Here is a 17406-nt window from a genome sequence, read left to right as displayed (position 1 = left end):
CTTGCCCGCGATGGCGTCTTTACAGTCAACATCAATGTCGAATGTCAGATAGCTATCGCGGGCAAGCCCGCTCCCACAGGGATATGGATTGGTCTTGAAAAAGCAACCAACCCGACAGGGCTCACGCTGCTTCTGGACTCGGTGCGCGACGCGCATCCGGTTGCTTCCATGAATCGGCTGCGCTTTCTTCGATGGCTTGCTGGATGGCTTTCTTGCGTGCTTCTTCGGCGCGGCGGCTGAAGAACCAGACGAGGAAGGTCACCAGCGACACCGCCAGCAGAATCAGGCTGGCCACGGCGTTGATTTCCGGCTTCACGCCCAGGCGCACCGCCGAGAACACTTCCATCGGCAGGGTCGTCGAACCCGGCCCGGAAACAAAGCTCGCCAATACCAGGTCATCCAGCGACAGGGCGAACGACATCATCCCGCCCGCTGCCAGCGACGGTGCGATCATCGGGATGGTAATCAGGAAGAACACCTTCCACGGCCGCGCGCCGAGGTCCATTGCCGCCTCTTCGATCGACAGGTCCAGCTCACGCAGACGCGCCGACACCACCACCGCCACATACGCCGCACAGAACGTGGTGTGGGCAATCCAGATGGTGACGATGCCGCGTTCCTGTGGCCAGCCGATCATCTGCGCCATGGCCACGAACAGCAGCAACAGCGACAGACCGGTGATCACTTCCGGCATGACCAGCGGCGCCGTCACCAGGCCGCCGAACAGCGTGCGGCCCTTGAAGTGGGTAATGCGGGTCAGCACGAAGGCCGCCAGCGTACCCAGTGCCACCGCCGCCACCGCCGTGTAGCAGGCAATTTCCAGCGAGCGCAGCACCGAGCCCATCAGTTGCGAGTTATCGAGCAGGCCGACGTACCACTTCACCGACCAGCCGCCCCACACCGTGACCAGTTTGGAAGCGTTGAACGAGTAGATCACCAGGATCAGCATCGGCAGATAGATGAAGATCAGACCCAGCACCAGCATCAGGCTGGAGAAACGGAAGCGTTTCATTCTTTACCCTCCATTTCCTTGGCCTGACTGCGGTTGAACAGGATGATCGGCACAATCAGGATCGCCAGCATCACCACCGCCAGGGCGGACGCCACCGGCCAGTCACGGTTGTTGAAGAATTCCTGCCAGAGCACTTTACCGATCATCAGGGTTTCCGGACCGCCGAGCAGTTCCGGGATGACGAACTCACCGACCACCGGAATGAACACCAGCATGCAGCCGGCAATGATGCCGTTCTTGGACAGCGGAATGGTGATTTTCCAGAAGCTGTTGAAGGTGCTCGAACCGAGGTCCGAGGCCGCTTCGAGCAGACTGTTGTCGTGCTTCACGAGGTTGGCGTACAGCGGCAGGATCATGAACGGCAGGTACGAATAGACCACGCCGATGTACACCGCCAGGTTGGTGTTGAGGATCTGCAGCGGCTCGTCGATCAGGCCCATGCTCATCAGGAAGCCGTTGAGCAGGCCGTTGTTGCTGAGAATGCCCATCCACGCATAGACGCGGATCAGGATCGCCGTCCAGGTCGGCATCATGATCAGCAGCACCAGCACCGTTTGCAGTTCTTTGCGCGCACTGGCGATGGCGTAAGCCATCGGATAACCGATCAACAGGCACAGCAGCGTGCTGATGAAGGCCATCTTCAGCGAGCCGAGGTAGGCGGCGATGTACAGTTCGTCGTCACCCAGCAGCGCGTAGTTGCCCAGGTTGAGCAGCAATTGCAGCTTCTGCTCGGCAAACGTGTAGATCTCGGTGTACGGCGGGATCGCCACGTCGGCTTCGGCAAAACTGATCTTCAGGACGATGAAGAACGGCAGCATGAAGAACAGGAACAGCCAGATGAACGGCACGCCAATGACCAGTTGCCGGCCATTGGGGATGATCCTGTTGATGCGGCGTTTGAATTTGCGCATGTTCATGAGCGAAGTACCACGCCGCTGTCGTCTTCCCACCACACGTAGACCTGATCGCCCCAGGTCGGACGTGCGCCACGGCGTTCGGCATTAGCGACGAACGACTGCACCAGTTTGCCGCTCGGCAACTCGACGTAAAACACCGAGTGACCGCCCAGATAAGCAATGTCGTGGACCTTGCCGCTCGACCAGTTGTACTCGCAGGTCGGCATCTCGGCGGTCACCAGCAGCTTCTCCGGACGAATTGCGTAGGTCACCGACTTGTCCTGCACCGAGGTGCTGATGCCGTGGCCGACGTAGATCTGCCGGTCGAGGTCCTTGCAGGTGATGGTCGCGTGGCCCTCGGCGTCGTCGATCACTTCGCCTTCGAAGATGTTGACGTTGCCGATGAATTCGCAGACCAGACGGCTGGTCGGGGTTTCGTAGATGTCGATCGGGCTGCCGATCTGCGCGATCCAGCCCAGGTGCATGATCGCGATGCGCTCGGCCATGGTCATGGCCTCTTCCTGGTCGTGGGTCACCATTACGCAGGTCACGCCGACGCGCTCGATGATTTCCACCAGTTCCAGTTGCATCTGCGAACGCAGTTTCTTGTCCAGAGCGCCCATCGGCTCGTCGAGCAGCAGCAGCTTCGGTCGCTTGGCCAGCGAACGCGCCAGTGCCACGCGCTGACGCTGGCCGCCGGAGAGTTGATGCGGCTTGCGCTTGGCGTACTGGCTCATCTGCACCAGCTTGAGCATCTCGGCCACACGGGCGTCGATCTCGGCCTTGGGAATCTTGTCCTGCTGCAGGCCGAAGGCGATGTTCTGCGCCACCGTCATGTGCGGGAACAAGGCGTACGACTGGAACATCATGTTGATCGGACGTTCGTACGGCGGCATGTCGGTGATGTCGACGCCGTCGAGGAAAATGCGCCCCTCCGTGGGCCGTTCAAACCCTGCGAGCATGCGCAGCAGGGTGGATTTGCCCGATCCCGAACCGCCGAGCAGGGCGAAAATCTCGCCTTTCTTGATTTCCAGGGACACGTCGTCCACGGCAATCGTCTCGTCGAACTTCTTCGTGACCCGGTCGATCTTGACCAACACCTGTTTCGGTGTCTGGTCGCCCTCGAGGGCTTTCTTGTAGGCGCCGGAGGCAACTGCCATTTACGAAACTCCCAACAGAAGCAGCGGTTCGCCACGCAAGACGAACACTGGATAGTTTGTGCGTTATTTGCCCGACTTGACCTTGGTCCAGCTGCGGGTCATCAAACGCTGAATATTGGCTGGCAACTCGGTCGACACGTAGGTCTTGTCGAGGACTGCTTGCGGTGGGTAAACCGCTTCGTCGGTGCGGATGGATTGTTCCATCAGCTTGTCCGAACCCGGGTTCGGGTTGGCGTAACCGACGTAATCACTGACCTGGGCGATCACCTCAGGTTTCAGCAAATAGTTGATGAAGGCGTGGGCTTCCTTGACGTTGGACGAGTCCTTGGGGATCGCCAGCATGTCGAACCACAGCGCGCCACCCTCTTTCGGGATCGAGTAGGCGATGTTCACGCCTTTCTTGGCTTCCTCGGCACGGTTCTTCGCCTGGAAGATGTCGCCGGAGAAACCGATCGCCACGCAGATGTCGCCGTTGGCCAGATCGCCGATGTATTTCGAGGAGTGGAAATAGGTCACGTAAGGACGCACCGCGAGCAGCTTGGCGGTGGCTTTTTCGTAATCCTTGGTGTTGGTGCTGTTGGCGTTCAGGCCCAGGTAATTGAGCATGGTCGGCATCATTTCATCGGCCGAATCGAGGAACGCCACGCCGCAGCTGTGCAGTTTCTTGATGTTTTCCGGCTCGAACAGCACGGCCCAGGAATCGATCTTGTCGATGCCCAGCACAGCCTTGACCTTGTCGACGTTGTAACCGATGCCGTTGGTGCCCCACAGGTACGGCACGGCATACAGGTTGCCCGGATCGTTCTGCTCCAGGCGCTTGAGCAGTACCGGATCCAGGTTGGAATAGTTCGGCAGCTGCGCCTTGTCGAGTTTCTGGAAGGCGCCGGCCTTGATCTGTTTGCCGAGGAAGTGGTTCGACGGCACAACCACGTCGTAACCGGTACGCCCGGCGAGGAGCTTGCCTTCCAGGGTTTCGTTGGAGTCGAAGACGTCGTAGACCGGTTTGATCCCGGTCTCTTTTTCGAAGTCGGCCAGGGTCGATTCGCCGATGTAATCGGACCAGTTATAAATATGCACCGTACCGGCGGCCTGGGCTCCGACAGCCAGGGTCAGGCCGGCAGCGGCCAGCAGGGCTTTGCGCAAAGAAGAAAATACAGGCAAGTGGAGGTCCTCTAAATTGATTGGGCCCAAGTTGCCCGCGCTGCATGACAGCAATGGCTGCCCGACAACAAAACCGGCGCGCAACTTACCCTCGAAAAACCGATCCAGCAAAACTTTCTGTCATTTAATTGCTCCGCTGGCCGCCATCGCGGAAACGACGGCCAGCGGTTGCTGCGACAAACCGGCTTATTTACCCGATTTGATTTTGGTCCAGCTGCGGGTGATCAGGCGCAGGGTAGCCGCGTCCAGGTCACTGATCGCGTAGAGCTGTTTCTTCACTTCAGCCGACGGGTAGATGCTCGGGTCGCTGGTGATGTCCTTGTCCACCAGTGGCGTGGCCGCCTTGTTGCCGTTCGGGAAACGCACGGCGTTGGTGATGCCGGCCATCACTTGCGGCTCGAGCAGGTAGTTCATGAACTTGTAGGCGGCTTCGACGTTTTCGGCATCCTTGGGAATGGCGACCATGTCGTAGAACGTACCGGCGCCTTCTTTTGGAATGGTGTAGGCCAGTTTGACCTTGTCACCGGCTTCCTGGGCGCGGGTCTTGGACTGCTCCAGATCACCCGAGTAACCGACGGCGACGCAGATGTTGCCGTTGGCCAGGTCCGAGATGTACTTGGAGGAGTGGAAGTAGGCAACCGACGGGCGAATCTTCAGAAACAGGTCTTCGGCGGCTTTCAGGTCAGCCTTGTCCTTGCTGTTGGTTGGCTTGCCCAGGTAGTGCAGCGCGGCCGGAATCATCTCGGTTGGGGCGTCGAGGAAACTCACGCCGCAGCTTTTGAGTTTCTCGATGTTTTCAGGCTTGAACACCACGTCCCACGAATCGATCTTGTCGATGCCCAGCGCAGCCTTGACCTTGGCCGGGTTGTAGCCGATGCCGATCGAGCCCCACATGTACGGGAAAGCGTGTTTGTTGCCCTGGTCGCTGGCGTCGCCAACGGCCTTGAGCAGGTCTTCGTCGAGGTTTTTCCAGTTCGGCAGTTTGGACTTGTCCAGCTCCTGGTAAACGCCGGCCTTGATCTGCTTGGCGAGGAAGTTGTTGGAAGGCACCACGATGTCGTAACCGGACTTGCCGGCCAACAGCTTGGCTTCCAGGGTTTCGTTACTGTCGAAGACGTCGTAGACGACTTTGATCCCGGTGGCTTTTTCGAAGTTGGCCACGGTGTCCGGCGCGATGTAATCGGACCAGTTGTAAACGTGCAGCACTTTGTCGTCCGCGTGAACCGCACCCGCCATCATGCCCGCCACGGACAGCGCGAGAAGTGTCTTGCCAGCAAGCTTTTTACCTAATGCCTTCATGCGTCATGCTCCAAATTTTTCTTTTTTGAACCACATTGTTCAGCGGCCGAACCCGGACAACTGGAACCGCGGCTAGTCTGGCAAGATCCGAGGCGGTCTTTCAACAAAAGACCAGCCTTTCTGACAGCTTTGACCGAGCAAGCCGCAACCTGCTCGCTCAAAGCCTAGCACTTAGCCCTGCAGCGCACCGAGGGTCAGGTCCAGACACTTGCGTGCCTTTGTAACCAGCTCATCGATCTCGGCTTTGCTGATCACCAGCGGCGGCGCGATGATCATCGTGTCACCCACCGCGCGCATGATCAGGCCGTTATCGAAGCAGAACTGCCGGCAGATCATGCCCACGCCCTTACCTTCGTAACGCTTGCGCGTGGCCTTGTCCTGCACCAGCTCGATCGCCCCCAGCAGACCGACGCCGCGAACTTCACCCACCAATGGATGATCGTTCAGCTCGCGCAGACGTTTCTGCAAATACGGTGCCGTTTCGTTATGGGCATTCTCGATAATTTTTTCATCGCGCAGAATGCGGATGTTTTCCAGGCCCACCGCCGCTGCCACCGGATGCCCGGAGTAGGTAAAGCCGTGGTTGAAATCGCCGCCTTCGTTGAGCACCGCCACCACACTGTCACGAACGATCAGGCCCCCCATCGGGATGTAGCCGGAGGTCAGGCCCTTGGCGATGGTCATCATGTCGGGTTTGAGGTCGTAGAAATCGCTACCGAACCACTCACCGGTGCGACCGAAGCCGCAGATCACTTCGTCCGCCACAAACAGGATGTCGTATTTGGCGAGGATTTCCTTGATGCGTGGCCAGTAGGTGTCGGGCGGAATGATCACGCCACCGGCGCCCTGGATCGGCTCGGCAATAAAGGCACCGACGTTGTCGACGCCGACTTCGAGAATCTTCTCTTCCAGCTGATTGGCCGCCCAGACGCCGAACTCTTCCGGCGTCATGTCGCCGCCTTCGGCAAACCAGTACGGCTGCGCGATGTGCTCGATGCCTGGGATCGGCAAGTCGCCCTGTTCGTGCATGTAGGTCATGCCGCCGAGGCTGGCGCCGGCCACGGTCGAACCGTGATAACCGTTCTTGCGGCTGATGATGACTTTCTTGTTCGGCTGGCCCTTGATCGCCCAGTAATGGCGAACCATGCGCAGCATGGTGTCATTGCCTTCGGAGCCAGAACCGGTGAAGAACACATGGTTCATGCCTTCAGGTGCAACGTCGGCAATCGCCTTGGCCAGTTGCAGTGCCGGCGGGTGCGCAGTCTGGAAGAACAGGTTGTAGTACGGCAGCTCGCGCATCTGTTTTGCGGCGGCATCGGCCAGCTCATCGCGACCGTAACCGATCGCCACGCACCAGAGCCCGGCCATGCCGTCGAGGATCTTGTTGCCTTCGCTGTCCCACAGATAAACGCCCTTGGCATTGGTGATGATCCGCGGGCCCTTCTCTTTCAATTGCTTGAAATCGCTGAACGGGGCCAGGTGGTGATCACTGCTGAGTGCTTGCCACTCGCGGGTTTGCGGGTTGTTGCTGGTCATGCCAATTCTCCTTGTTATCGGTGAAGGCGCGCCGCCTGAGCGACGCGCCCGGCGTATCAGACGGCGAAGAGCAGGTACTCACGCTCCCAGGAACTGATCACGCGCTTGAAGTTTTCATGCTCGGCCCGCTTGACCGCGACGTAGCCTGTGATGAAAGTCTTGCCGAGGTATTTCTCGACGGTCTTGCTGTTTTCCATGCGCTCCAGCGCGTCTTCGATGGTCAGCGGCAGGCGCAGGTTGCGGCGCTCATAGCCACGGCCCACCACCGGCGCGCTCGGATTGAGGCCCTCGACCATGCCGATGTAACCGCACAGCAGGCTCGCGGCAATTGCCAGGTATGGGTTGGCGTCGGCGCCCGGCAGGCGGTTTTCCACACGGCGGTTCTGCGGGCCGGCATCCGGTACGCGCAGGCCGACGGTGCGGTTTTCTTCGCCCCACTCGACGTTCACTGGTGCCGAGGTGTCTGGCAGGAAGCGGCGGAACGAATTGACGTTGGGGGCGAACAGCGGCAGCAATTCCGGGATCAGTTTCTGCAGGCCACCGATGTGGTGCAGGAACAACTGGCTCATGGTCCCGTCTTCATTGGAGAAAACGTTTTTGCCGGTGTGGATGTCGATGATGCTCTGGTGCAGGTGCATGGCACTGCCCGGCTCGCCGGTCATCGGTTTGGCCATGAACGTCGCAGCCACGTCGTGCTTGAGCGCGGCTTCGCGCATGGTGCGCTTGAACACCAGGATCTGGTCGGCCAGCGACAGTGCGTCACCGTGACGGAAGTTGATTTCCATCTGCGCCGTGCCGTCTTCGTGGATCAGCGTGTCGAGGTCCAACTCCTGCAACTCGCACCAGTCGTAGACGTCTTCGAACAGCGGATCGAATTCGTTGGCTGCTTCGATGGAGAACGATTGACGACCGATTTCCGGGCGACCGGAACGACCAATCGGCGGCTGCAACGGATAGTCAGGGTCGTCACTGCGCTTGGTCAGGTAGAACTCCATTTCCGGTGCGACGATCGGCTGCCAGCCCTTGTCGGCATACAGCTTGAGGACTTTCTTGAGGACGTTGCGCGGCGACAGCTCGATCGGGTTGCCTTGCTTGTCATAGGTGTCGTGGATCACCTGCGCGGTCGGCTCGATGGCCCACGGCACCAGGTAGACGGCGTTCTGGTCGGGGCGGCAGATCATGTCGATGTCGGCCGGGTCGAGCAGTTCGTAATAGATGTCGTCTTCGACGTAGTCGCCGGTCACGGTCTGCAACAAAACACTTTCCGGCAGACGCATGCCTTTTTCGGCGATGAACTTGTTGGTCGGGGAAATCTTGCCGCGGGTAATGCCGGTCAAGTCGGCGATCATGCATTCGACTTCTGTGATCTTGCGGTCTTTCAACCAATCGGTGAGCTGGTCGAGGTTGGTACTCATAAATGCCTCTGGGCTGAGTCTCCTGACGCGATGTCAGGCAAGTTTGACGCTGAGAGCGTCGCGTTAAAGGGGGCTTGCTCGCGCAGTGCCGGCTTACGCCTGGCACCGCGCATAGACAATGAACGAGGAGCTTACCTGCCCTTTACGCTGGCGTTGCATTTCCTGTGCACATTCAAGGCGTGCAGAATCGTGAGCACGGCTGGGGAAGCGGCACAGGCTGTGACGATAAAAGCGATCTATATTGAAAGGAGACGCCATAAACAGGATGCTGTCGTCTGCGTCCAGAATATCGGACGCTGCCGTTGACCGAGTCGCTGCGCAGAGCAGTGCAGGCAAGCCGCGAGCCTCGCTGGCCGCGCTACGGACGGATGGATCGCCACTGATGTGATAAGCATGCAGACCGGACCGTTGCGAGCAGTCGGTGACGCCGATTAACGGCAGGCGAGACATGAAGCACCCCGGTATTATTGCTGTTATGGGTTTGATCGGAGCTTAGCCTTGTTCATTTTTTTACACAACACCCCCGTAAAAAATACAACACGGCCTGCTCAAGCCTGCGGGTGCCCTACACATGCAGGACGCAAAAACGCCCCGAAATGCCCCATAAATGCCCTCACGGCGCTTTTTTAGGGCAAAAAAGGCCTCGCTTGACTTCGGCAGGCTGTTCGGGTTGACTGAAACCAGAAAAGATCAATGATTGATATTTTTAACAACAAAGGTGTTGCATCATGTCGGTACCCCCGCGTGCCGTTCAGCTTAACGAAGCGAACGCGTTCCTTAAGGAACATCCTGAGGTTCTGTACGTTGACCTTCTGATTGCGGATATGAATGGTGTGGTGCGCGGCAAGCGCATCGAACGCACCAGCCTCCACAAGGTTTACGAGAAAGGCATCAACCTGCCGGCCTCTCTATTTGCTCTGGATATCAATGGTTCGACGGTGGAAAGCACCGGCCTGGGCCTGGACATCGGCGACGCCGATCGTATCTGCTATCCGATACCCGATACCCTGTGCAACGAGCCATGGCAGAAGCGCCCGACCGCGCAACTGCTGATGACCATGCACGAACTCGAAGGCGACCCCTTCTTCGCCGACCCGCGTGAAGTGCTGCGCCAGGTGGTGACCAAGTTCGACGAACTGGGCCTGACCATCTGCGCCGCGTTCGAACTCGAGTTCTACCTGATCGACCAGGAAAACGTGAACGGCCGTCCACAGCCGCCACGCTCGCCAATCTCCGGCAAACGTCCGCACTCGACGCAGGTCTACCTGATCGACGACCTCGACGAATACGTCGACTGCCTCCAGGACATTCTGGAAGGTGCCAAAGAGCAAGGCATCCCGGCCGATGCGATCGTCAAGGAAAGTGCCCCGGCGCAGTTCGAAGTGAACCTGCACCACGTCGCCGACCCGATCAAGGCGTGCGACTACGCGGTACTGCTCAAGCGGCTGATCAAGAACATCGCCTACGACCATGAAATGGACACCACTTTCATGGCCAAGCCGTACCCAGGCCAGGCAGGCAATGGTCTGCACGTGCACATTTCGATTCTGGACAAGGCCGGCAAGAATATTTTTGCCAGCGAGGATCCCGAGCAGAACGCCGCGCTGCGTCACGCGATCGGCGGTGTGCTCGAGACCCTGCCCGCGCAGATGGCGTTCCTCTGCCCGAACGTCAACTCGTACCGTCGTTTCGGCGCGCAGTTCTACGTACCGAACTCGCCGTGCTGGGGTCTGGACAACCGCACCGTGGCGATTCGCGTACCGACCGGCTCTGCCGATGCCGTGCGTATCGAACACCGCGTTGCCGGTGCCGACGCCAACCCGTACCTGCTGATGGCTTCGGTGCTGGCCGGTGTGCATCACGGTCTGGTCAACAAGATCGAGCCGGGCGCGCCTGTCGAAGGCAACAGCTACGAGCAGAACGAGCAAAGCCTGCCGAACAACTTGCGCGACGCCCTGCGCGAGCTGGACGACAGCGAGGTAATGGCCAAGTACATCGATCCGAAGTACATCGATATCTTCGTCGCCTGCAAGGAAAGCGAGCTGGAGGAGTTCGAACACTCCATCTCCGACCTTGAGTACAACTGGTATCTGCATACGGTTTAAGTGTTTGCAGCTTCAAAAAACGCCGTTGGCTGATTCAGCCAGCGGCGTTTTTTTATGGCCGCCTGCGGCGGATCGCTGGCAAGTCGAGACGTCGCACCGCAGCTCCCACAGGTTCTGTTGTGCACTCAAATTTTCTGTTCGACACAGATACCTGTGGGAGCTGGCTTGCCAGCGATGGCGGCCGACAAGACAACACACAAGCCTGCTCGTACAATGCCCGCTGCCCCGCAGGAGACTTTCATGACGCGTCCCGCCCCCGTCCGCAAACCCCGTGCCCGCAGTCAGGCGCGGATCGATTCGATTCTCGATGCCGCGCGTACGCTGCTGGCCGCCGAGGGTGTGGCGAGTCTGTCGATCTACAGCGTCGCCGAGCGCGCGCAGATTCCGCCCTCCTCCGTTTATCATTTCTTCGCCAGCGTCCCGGCCTTGCTCGAAGCGTTGACCGCCGACGTACACGCGGCCTTTCGCGCCTGCCTGCAAGCGCCGATTGATCATGAGGCCTTGCGCGACTGGCGCGATCTGTCACGGCTGGTCGAACAGCGCATGCTCGAGATCTACGGCGAAGACGCTGCGGCACGCCAGTTGATTCTCGCCCAGCACGGGCTGACGGAAGTGACCCAGGCGGACCGCCAGCACGATCTGGAACTGGGCGAGCTGATGTACAAACTGTTCGACCAGCATTTCGAGCTGCCGAGACTGCCGGACGATGTCGATGTGTTTGCCCTGGCGATGGAGCTGGGCGACCGGGTGTACGCGCGCTCGGTGCAGCAGCACGGGCAGATCACCCCGCGCATGGCCGAGGAAGGGATGCGCGTGTTTGATGCCTATATCGGGTTGTACTTGCCGCCTTATCTGCCCAAAAGATCTCTAGTGCTCTGACTGGCCTCATCGCTGGCAAGCCAGCTCCCACAAGGGATTTATGACCGACAAATAACTCTGAGCTGGCTTGCCAGCGATGGCCGCGCCGCTGATTTCAAGGCAGGCACAAAACCCCGAAGGGCTCACACCCTTCGGGGTTGTTGTTTATTCACCGGTTTACAACTTGGCGATCGACACCTCGGTGGATTTAACAAAAGCGATCACTTCACTGCCCACCACCAGTTCCAGCTCTTTCACCGAACGGGTGGTGATCACCGAAGTGACGATGCCCGAAGCGGTCTGCACGTCGATTTCCGACAGCACATCGCCGAGGACGATTTCCTTGATCGAGCCTTTGAACTGGTTGCGCACGTTGATGGCTTTGATAGTCATGGCATTTCTCCTGAGATCGAAATGAGCGGCAAGTGGCAAGCTACAAGCTGCAAGCAAAAGCACAGCGCTTTGACTTGCAGCTTGAAGCTCGAAGCTTGCAGCTGCTTCATTGCGCCCAACGCAGTTGCGTAGGCAAGGGTGAAACAGGTTCCGGCGCCGGCGGTTCGCCGGGCAGGGACAGAACACGGTTGAGCACTTCGGTTTCCAGTGCGGCCAGGCGATGCGAGCCACGCACGCGTGGGCGCGGCAGTTCGACATGCAGGTCGAGGCCGACTTCGCCGTCCTCAATCAGAATGACCCGATCGGCAATCGCCACCGCTTCGCTGACGTCGTGAGTCACCAGCAGCACGGTGAAGCCGTGTTGCTGCCACAAACGTTCGATCAGTTGCTGCATCTCGATGCGCGTCAGGGCGTCCAGCGCGCCGAGTGGTTCGTCGAGCAACAGCAGGCGCGGTTTATGAATCAGCGCCCGGGCCAAGGCGACACGCTGCTTCTGGCCGCCGGATAACGCCGCCGGCCATTCATTGGCGCGATCGGCCAAGCCCACGGCTTCGAGCGCGTCCAGCGCTTGCGCCCTCCAGTTGCCCTTGAGGCCGAGGCCAACGTTGTCGATGATCTTTTTCCACGGCAGCAGACGCGCTTCCTGGAACATCAAGCGGGTGTCATCGCGCGCATCATTGAGCGGCGCGGAACCGGCGAGCAGGTCGCCGCCAGTCGGTTGATCGAGTCCGGCGAGCAAGCGCAGCAAGGTGCTTTTACCGCAACCACTGCGCCCGACCACGGCAACAAATTGCCCCGCTGGAATGTGCAAATCGATGTCGCGCAATACCTGGCGCGAGCCAAAGGTTTTCTGCAGATTGCGCAGCGCCAGCGGAATTCCGCGCAGCAAGCGTGGCGGCTGTTGAGCAGTCATGCCGCACCTCCCTTGGCCACCTGATAGGCCGGGTGCCAGCGCAACCACACGCGTTCCAGCCCACGGGCAGCGAGGTCGGCAAGCTTGCCCAGCACCGCGTAAAGCAGGATCGCCAGCACCACCACGTCGGTCTGCAAAAACTCACGGGCGTTCATCGCCAGATAGCCGATGCCGGAGCTGGCCGAAATGGTTTCGGCGACGATCAGCGTCAGCCACATGAAGCCCAGGGCAAAGCGCACGCCAACCAGAATCGACGGCAACGCGCCTGGCAGAATCACCTGACGGAACAGGCCGAAACCGCTCAGGCCATAACTGCGCGCCATCTCCACCAGCGCCGGGTCGACGTTGCGGATGCCGTGATAAGTGTTGAGATAAATCGGGAACAACGTGCCCAACGCTACGAGAAAAATCTTCGCCGACTCGTCGATGCCGAACCACAGGATTACCAGCGGAATCAGCGCCAGATGCGGCACGTTGCGGATCATTTGCACCGAGCTGTCGAGCAAGCGTTCGCCCCATTTCGACAGGCCAGTGATAAAGCCCAGCACCAGGCCGATGCTGCCGCCGATGGTGAAGCCGAGTGCCGCGCGCCAGCCGCTGATGGCCAGGTGCGTCCAGATTTCGCCGCTGCGCACCAGACTGACGCCGGCCTCGATTACCGCCACCGGTGCCGGCAGGATCCGCGTCGACAACCAGCCGGCCGACACCGACAACTGCCACACCGCCAGCAGCAACACCGGCAACGCCCAGGGCGCGAGGCTGTGGATAAATTTCTTCATGGCCGCGCCTCAGCTCTGCGATGCGGCTTTGGGCAGGATGTCGTTGGCAACCATCTCGCCGAACGGGCTGACGTAACCGGCGCTTTTCGGCAGTTCCGGGCGTTCTACATCGAGGTGCGGAAACAGCAGCTCGGCGACGCGATAGGATTCTTCGAGGTGTGGATAACCGGAGAAGATGAACGTATCGATGCCCAGCTCAGCGTATTCCTTGACCCGCGCCGCCACGGTCGGGCCATCGCCGACCAGTGCCGTGCCGGCGCCGCCTCGCACCAGACCGACGCCGGCCCACAGGTTCGGGCTGACTTCGAGGTTGTCGCGGCTACCGCCGTGCAGCGCGGCCATGCGTTGCTGGCCGACCGAATCGAAGCGCGCCAGCGAAGCCTGCGCACGTTGGATGGTGTCGTCGTCCAGATGTGAGATCAGCCGATCCGCCGCTTGCCAGGCTTCGGCGTTGGTTTCCCGCACGATCACATGCAGACGAATACCGAAGCGCACGGTGCGTCCGAGTTTGGCGGCTTTGGCCCGGACTTGTGCAATCTTCTCGGCCACCGCCGCTGGCGGCTCGCCCCAGGTCAGGACCATTTCCACTTGCTCGGCGGCCAGATCCTGCGCCGCTTCCGATGAGCCGCCGAAATACAGCGGCGGACGCGGTTGCTGGATCGGCGGATAGAGCAGCTTGGCGCCTTTGACGCTGATGTGCTCGCCGTCGTAATCAACGGTTTCGCCTTCCAGCACGCGGCGCCAGATACGGGTGAATTCCACCGAGGCCTGATAGCGTTCTTCGTGGTTGAGGAACAGACCGTCACCGGCCAATTCTTCAGGGTCGCCGCCCGTCACCAGGTTGAACAGCGCACGGCCGCCGGACAAGCGATCCAGTGTTGCAGCCTGACGCGCCGCCACCGTCGGGGAAATGATCCCCGGGCGCAGAGCGACCAGAAACTTCAGGCGCTGGGTTACTGGAATCAGCGACGCCGCGACCAGCCACGAGTCTTCGCAGGAACGCCCGGTAGGAATCAGCACACCGCCGAAACCGAGGCGATCCGCCGCTTGCGCGACTTGCTGCAAATAACCGTGGTCAACCGCGCGGGCGCCTTCGGCGGTGCCAAGGTAATGGCCGTCGCCGTGGGTAGGCAGGAACCAGAAAATATTGAGGCTCATGGAGTGGTCTCCTTGTGGATTCGAATTACTGCGCTTGAGAGCTTTGGGCCACAGCGGCCGGCGGCGTCCAGATCACGTCCTTGATGCTCAGCGGCTTGGGAATCAGCTTGAGCTGGAAGAACGTGTCGGCGATTTTCTGTTGCGCGGCGACCACTTCCGGGGTCAGGAACAGCGCGCCGTAGCCCTGGCGTTTCACCGAGGTCAGGGTGATGTCCGCCGGCAGACCGAGCAGCGGCGCCACCTGTTGGGTAACGTCTTGCGGATTGGCTTTGGACCACTCGCCGACCGCGCGCACTTCTTCGACGAGGGTCTTGATCACCTCGGGATTTTTCTGCGCGTAAGGTTTGGTAGCGAGATAGAACTGGTGGTTATCGACGATGCCTTTGCCGTCACGCAGGGTATGCGCCTGCAACTGTTGTTCGGCGGCGGCCTGATACGGATCCCAGATCACCCAGGCGTCGACACTGCCGCGCTCGAAAGCCGCGCGGGCATCGGCCGGTGGCAGGAACACGGTTTGAATGTCGCTGTACTTGAGGCCGGCGTCTTCCAGCGCACGCACCAACAGGTAGTGGACGTTGGAGCCTTTGTTCAGCGCGATTTTCTTGCCTTTGAGATCGGCCACCGACTTGATCGGCGAGTCTTTCGGCACCAGGATCGCTTCACTGTTCGGCGCTGGCGGTTCGTAAGCCACGTAGAGCAGATCGGCGCCGGCAGCCTGGGCGAAAACGGGCGGGGTTTCGCCGGTCACGCCAAAGTCGATCGAGCCAACATTGAGGCCTTCGAGCAGTTGTGGGCCGCCGGGGAATTCAGTCCATTGCACGTCGACGCCTTGGGCGGCCAGACGTTTTTCCAGCGTGCCTTTGGCCTTGAGCAGCACCAGCGTGCCGTACTTCTGATAACCGATCCGCAACGTCTCGGCTTGAGCTTGAGTCATGGCGCCGATGGACACAGCCGCAGCAAACAGAGCGACCAGACCACGACGCAAAAATACAGGGCGCATGGCGCTCTCCTTTTTGCTGTTGGGTTGTGGCTGCACCTGCTTGCCCGTTGGCGGGCGAGTAAGGCCAGTACTTCAAATTGCGATGAGGCTCAAATGCTCCAGCGAGCACTCAACAAACGTTCGTTCAACAGGCCCGGCTCCAGCGGTTTCGGCCGGCGTGCCATGGCCCCGACAAACTGCTCCAGCGCTTCATGCAGTCGCAATTCCAGGGCCGGCGCCAGTTGTGCATCGGCACTGCCTTCGCCGTAAGCGATCTGACTGTCCTCGGCAAAAATCCCCTGAAGCATTTCCTGGGCTTTCAACGCCGAGAGCACTGGCTTGAGGGCGTAATCGACCACCAGCATGTGGGCGATGCTGCCGCCGGTGGCCATCGGCAAGACGACCTTGTGGCTCAGCGCACGTTCGGGCAGCAGATCGAGCAGGGTTTTCAGTGCGCCGGAAAACGAAGCCTTGTATACCGGCGTAGCGATCAGCAGGCCGTCGGCGTTTTCGATCTGTTGCAACAGGTCGAGGACTTTCGGGCTGTCGAAGCGCGCGTGGAGCAAATCCTCGGCAGGGAAGTCCCGCACCCGATAACTCACCACTTCCACCCCATGCTCTTGCAACCAGCGTTGCGAGCGCTCCAGCAGCACCCCGGAGCGGGAGCGCAGGCTGGGGCTGCCACCCAGTGAGACGACCAGCATTGCGACGATTCCTTAAACGTTGGCGGCGATTCGCAGGTTGCGATCTCGCTTCAATGGCATGACCTTACCAGCAGATTTATATATCCATAAATCATATTTATTCATTTGATTATGCGTTTTAGAGATATAGCAACAGCCATTATTCGGGCGAAAAAAAAGGCCGTCGAAACGGCCTGAAATTCCCCTGCTCTGTGGTTCCATGGTGACTGGACTATCGCCATCGCGAGCAGGCTCACTCCTACAGGGAACGCATTCCAAATGTAGGAGTGAGCCTGCTCGCGATGGCGCCAGCGGCTACCCCGCAGAAATCATTTGTTCGGCTGCGGCGTCAGGCGCAGGTACGGCTTCACCGCGCGATAGCCTTTGGGGAAGCGCTGCTTGATCTCGTCCTCATCCTTGAGCGAAGGCACGATCACCACGTCTTCACCGTCCTGCCAGTTGGCCGGGGTGGCCACCTTGTAGTTGTCGGTGAGCTGCAGCGAGTCGATCACCCGCAGGATCTCGTGGAAGTTGCGCCCGGTGCTCGCTGGATAAGTAATGGTCAGGCGAATCTTCTTGTTCGGATCGATGACGAACAGCGAGCGCACGGTCAGGGTGTCACTGGCGTTCGGATGGATCAGGTCGTAGAGGTCGGAAACCTTGCGATCGGCATCGGCCAGGATCGGAAAATTGACCACGGTGTTCTGGGTTTCATTGATGTCCTCGATCCACTTGTGGTGCGAATCCACCGGGTCGACCGACAGCGCAATGGCTTTGACGCCGCGCTGGCTGAATTCATCCTTGAGCTTGGCGGTGAAACCCAGTTCGGTAGTGCACACCGGGGTGAAGTCCGCGGGATGAGAGAACAGCACGCCCCAGCTATCGCCCAGCCATTCGTGGAAACGAATCTTGCCGGCGCTGGAATCCTGTTCGAAATCGGGGGCGATGTCGCCAAGTCTGAGGCTCATGATGCGGCTCCTGTTGGAGTTGTTGGAGACCTCAACTGTAGCTCGGGATTTGCCATGATGAAAAAGAATAAATAACGAGACATTTATATCT

General features: G+C 59.7%; 17 protein-coding genes. 2 read left to right on the top strand and 15 right to left on the bottom strand.

The window, feature by feature from the left end; translation table 11 throughout:
• Positions 1–121 precede the first annotated feature (121 nt).
• From J3P93_RS01665 to J3P93_RS01630, 8 genes are all read right to left on the bottom strand, one after another.
• Positions 122–1012 carry an ABC transporter permease subunit gene (locus J3P93_RS01665; RefSeq protein WP_090287284.1) on the bottom strand — a complete coding sequence of 297 codons (891 nt, stop codon included), beginning with the start codon at positions 1010–1012 and terminating at the stop codon, positions 122–124.
• Positions 1009–1890 (bottom strand): ABC transporter permease subunit, encoded by an 882-nt coding sequence (locus tag J3P93_RS01660; protein ID WP_172833310.1) that lies wholly within the window; start codon positions 1888–1890, stop codon positions 1009–1011. Before J3P93_RS01660 ends, J3P93_RS01665 begins: the two co-directional genes overlap by 4 nt.
• 35 nt (positions 1891–1925) lie before the next feature.
• The gene (locus J3P93_RS01655; RefSeq protein WP_203419905.1) at positions 1926–3068 is read right to left on the bottom strand and encodes an ABC transporter ATP-binding protein; all 1143 of its coding nucleotides are present in this window, start codon (positions 3066–3068) and stop codon (positions 1926–1928) included.
• Between the two features lie 63 nt (positions 3069–3131).
• Positions 3132–4229, bottom strand: coding sequence for a polyamine ABC transporter substrate-binding protein (locus tag J3P93_RS01650; RefSeq protein ID WP_090287290.1), 1098 nt, complete (start codon positions 4227–4229; stop codon positions 3132–3134).
• 186 nt (positions 4230–4415) lie between these two features.
• A complete protein-coding gene (locus J3P93_RS01645) occupies positions 4416–5528 on the bottom strand; it encodes a polyamine ABC transporter substrate-binding protein (RefSeq protein ID WP_090287291.1) in 1113 nt (370 codons plus the stop codon).
• 171 nt (positions 5529–5699) lie between these two features.
• Positions 5700–7064 (bottom strand): aspartate aminotransferase family protein, encoded by a 1365-nt coding sequence (locus J3P93_RS01640; protein WP_434594537.1) that lies wholly within the window; start codon positions 7062–7064, stop codon positions 5700–5702.
• Positions 7065–7120: 56 nt separating this feature from the next.
• Positions 7121–8479, bottom strand: a complete 1359-nt coding sequence (locus tag J3P93_RS01635) for a glutamine synthetase family protein (protein WP_336356936.1) — start codon at positions 8477–8479, stop codon at positions 7121–7123.
• A 93-nt stretch (positions 8480–8572) separates the two neighbouring features.
• Positions 8573–8929: a gamma-glutamyl-gamma-aminobutyrate hydrolase family protein gene (locus J3P93_RS01630; RefSeq protein WP_434594533.1), complete on the bottom strand. Its 357-nt coding sequence runs from the start codon at positions 8927–8929 to the stop codon at positions 8573–8575.
• A gap of 278 nt (positions 8930–9207) precedes the next feature.
• Between J3P93_RS01630 and J3P93_RS01625 the strand changes: the two genes are divergently transcribed.
• A complete protein-coding gene (locus J3P93_RS01625; RefSeq protein WP_016772657.1) occupies positions 9208–10584 on the top strand; it encodes a glutamine synthetase family protein in 1377 nt (458 codons plus the stop codon).
• Positions 10585–10824: 240 nt separating this feature from the next.
• Positions 10825–11463, top strand: coding sequence for a TetR/AcrR family transcriptional regulator (locus J3P93_RS01620; protein WP_434594530.1), 639 nt, complete (start codon positions 10825–10827; stop codon positions 11461–11463).
• Between the two features lie 156 nt (positions 11464–11619).
• Here the strand turns inward: J3P93_RS01620 and J3P93_RS01615 are convergent, their stop codons facing one another.
• The 7 genes from J3P93_RS01615 to J3P93_RS01585 all read right to left on the bottom strand — a co-directional run bounded on the left by J3P93_RS01615 (position 11620) and on the right by J3P93_RS01585 (position 17315).
• Entirely contained in the window at positions 11620–11835 is a 216-nt protein-coding gene (locus J3P93_RS01615) for a TOBE domain-containing protein (RefSeq protein ID WP_003229256.1), read from the bottom strand.
• Between the two features lie 106 nt (positions 11836–11941).
• Positions 11942–12748: an aliphatic sulfonates ABC transporter ATP-binding protein gene (gene ssuB, locus J3P93_RS01610; protein WP_434594525.1), complete on the bottom strand. Its 807-nt coding sequence runs from the start codon at positions 12746–12748 to the stop codon at positions 11942–11944.
• Positions 12745–13527: an aliphatic sulfonate ABC transporter permease SsuC gene (ssuC, locus tag J3P93_RS01605; protein WP_434594522.1), complete on the bottom strand. Its 783-nt coding sequence runs from the start codon at positions 13525–13527 to the stop codon at positions 12745–12747. The genes ssuB and ssuC overlap by 4 nt, the downstream gene beginning before the upstream one ends.
• 9 nt (positions 13528–13536) lie before the next feature.
• On the bottom strand, positions 13537–14685 hold the full coding sequence (ssuD, locus tag J3P93_RS01600) for an FMNH2-dependent alkanesulfonate monooxygenase (protein ID WP_434594519.1): 1149 nt from the start codon (positions 14683–14685) through the stop codon (positions 13537–13539).
• 25 nt (positions 14686–14710) lie between these two features.
• Complete coding sequence (locus J3P93_RS01595) at positions 14711–15685, bottom strand: sulfonate ABC transporter substrate-binding protein (protein ID WP_093097302.1); 975 nt, start codon at positions 15683–15685, stop codon at positions 14711–14713.
• An 89-nt stretch (positions 15686–15774) separates the two neighbouring features.
• On the bottom strand, positions 15775–16368 hold the full coding sequence (gene ssuE, locus J3P93_RS01590) for an NADPH-dependent FMN reductase (RefSeq protein ID WP_434594517.1): 594 nt from the start codon (positions 16366–16368) through the stop codon (positions 15775–15777).
• Between the two features lie 308 nt (positions 16369–16676).
• Positions 16677–17315: a peroxiredoxin gene (locus J3P93_RS01585; RefSeq protein WP_394504342.1), complete on the bottom strand. Its 639-nt coding sequence runs from the start codon at positions 17313–17315 to the stop codon at positions 16677–16679.
• Positions 17316–17406 lie beyond the last annotated feature (91 nt).

The organism is Pseudomonas sp. R3-57 (genome assembly GCF_051132065.1).
In the GTDB taxonomy this organism is placed as follows: Bacteria; Pseudomonadota; Gammaproteobacteria; order Pseudomonadales; family Pseudomonadaceae; genus Aquipseudomonas.
Note: the sequence above shows the minus strand (reverse complement) of the source record. Positions and strands in the feature narration are given on the sequence as shown.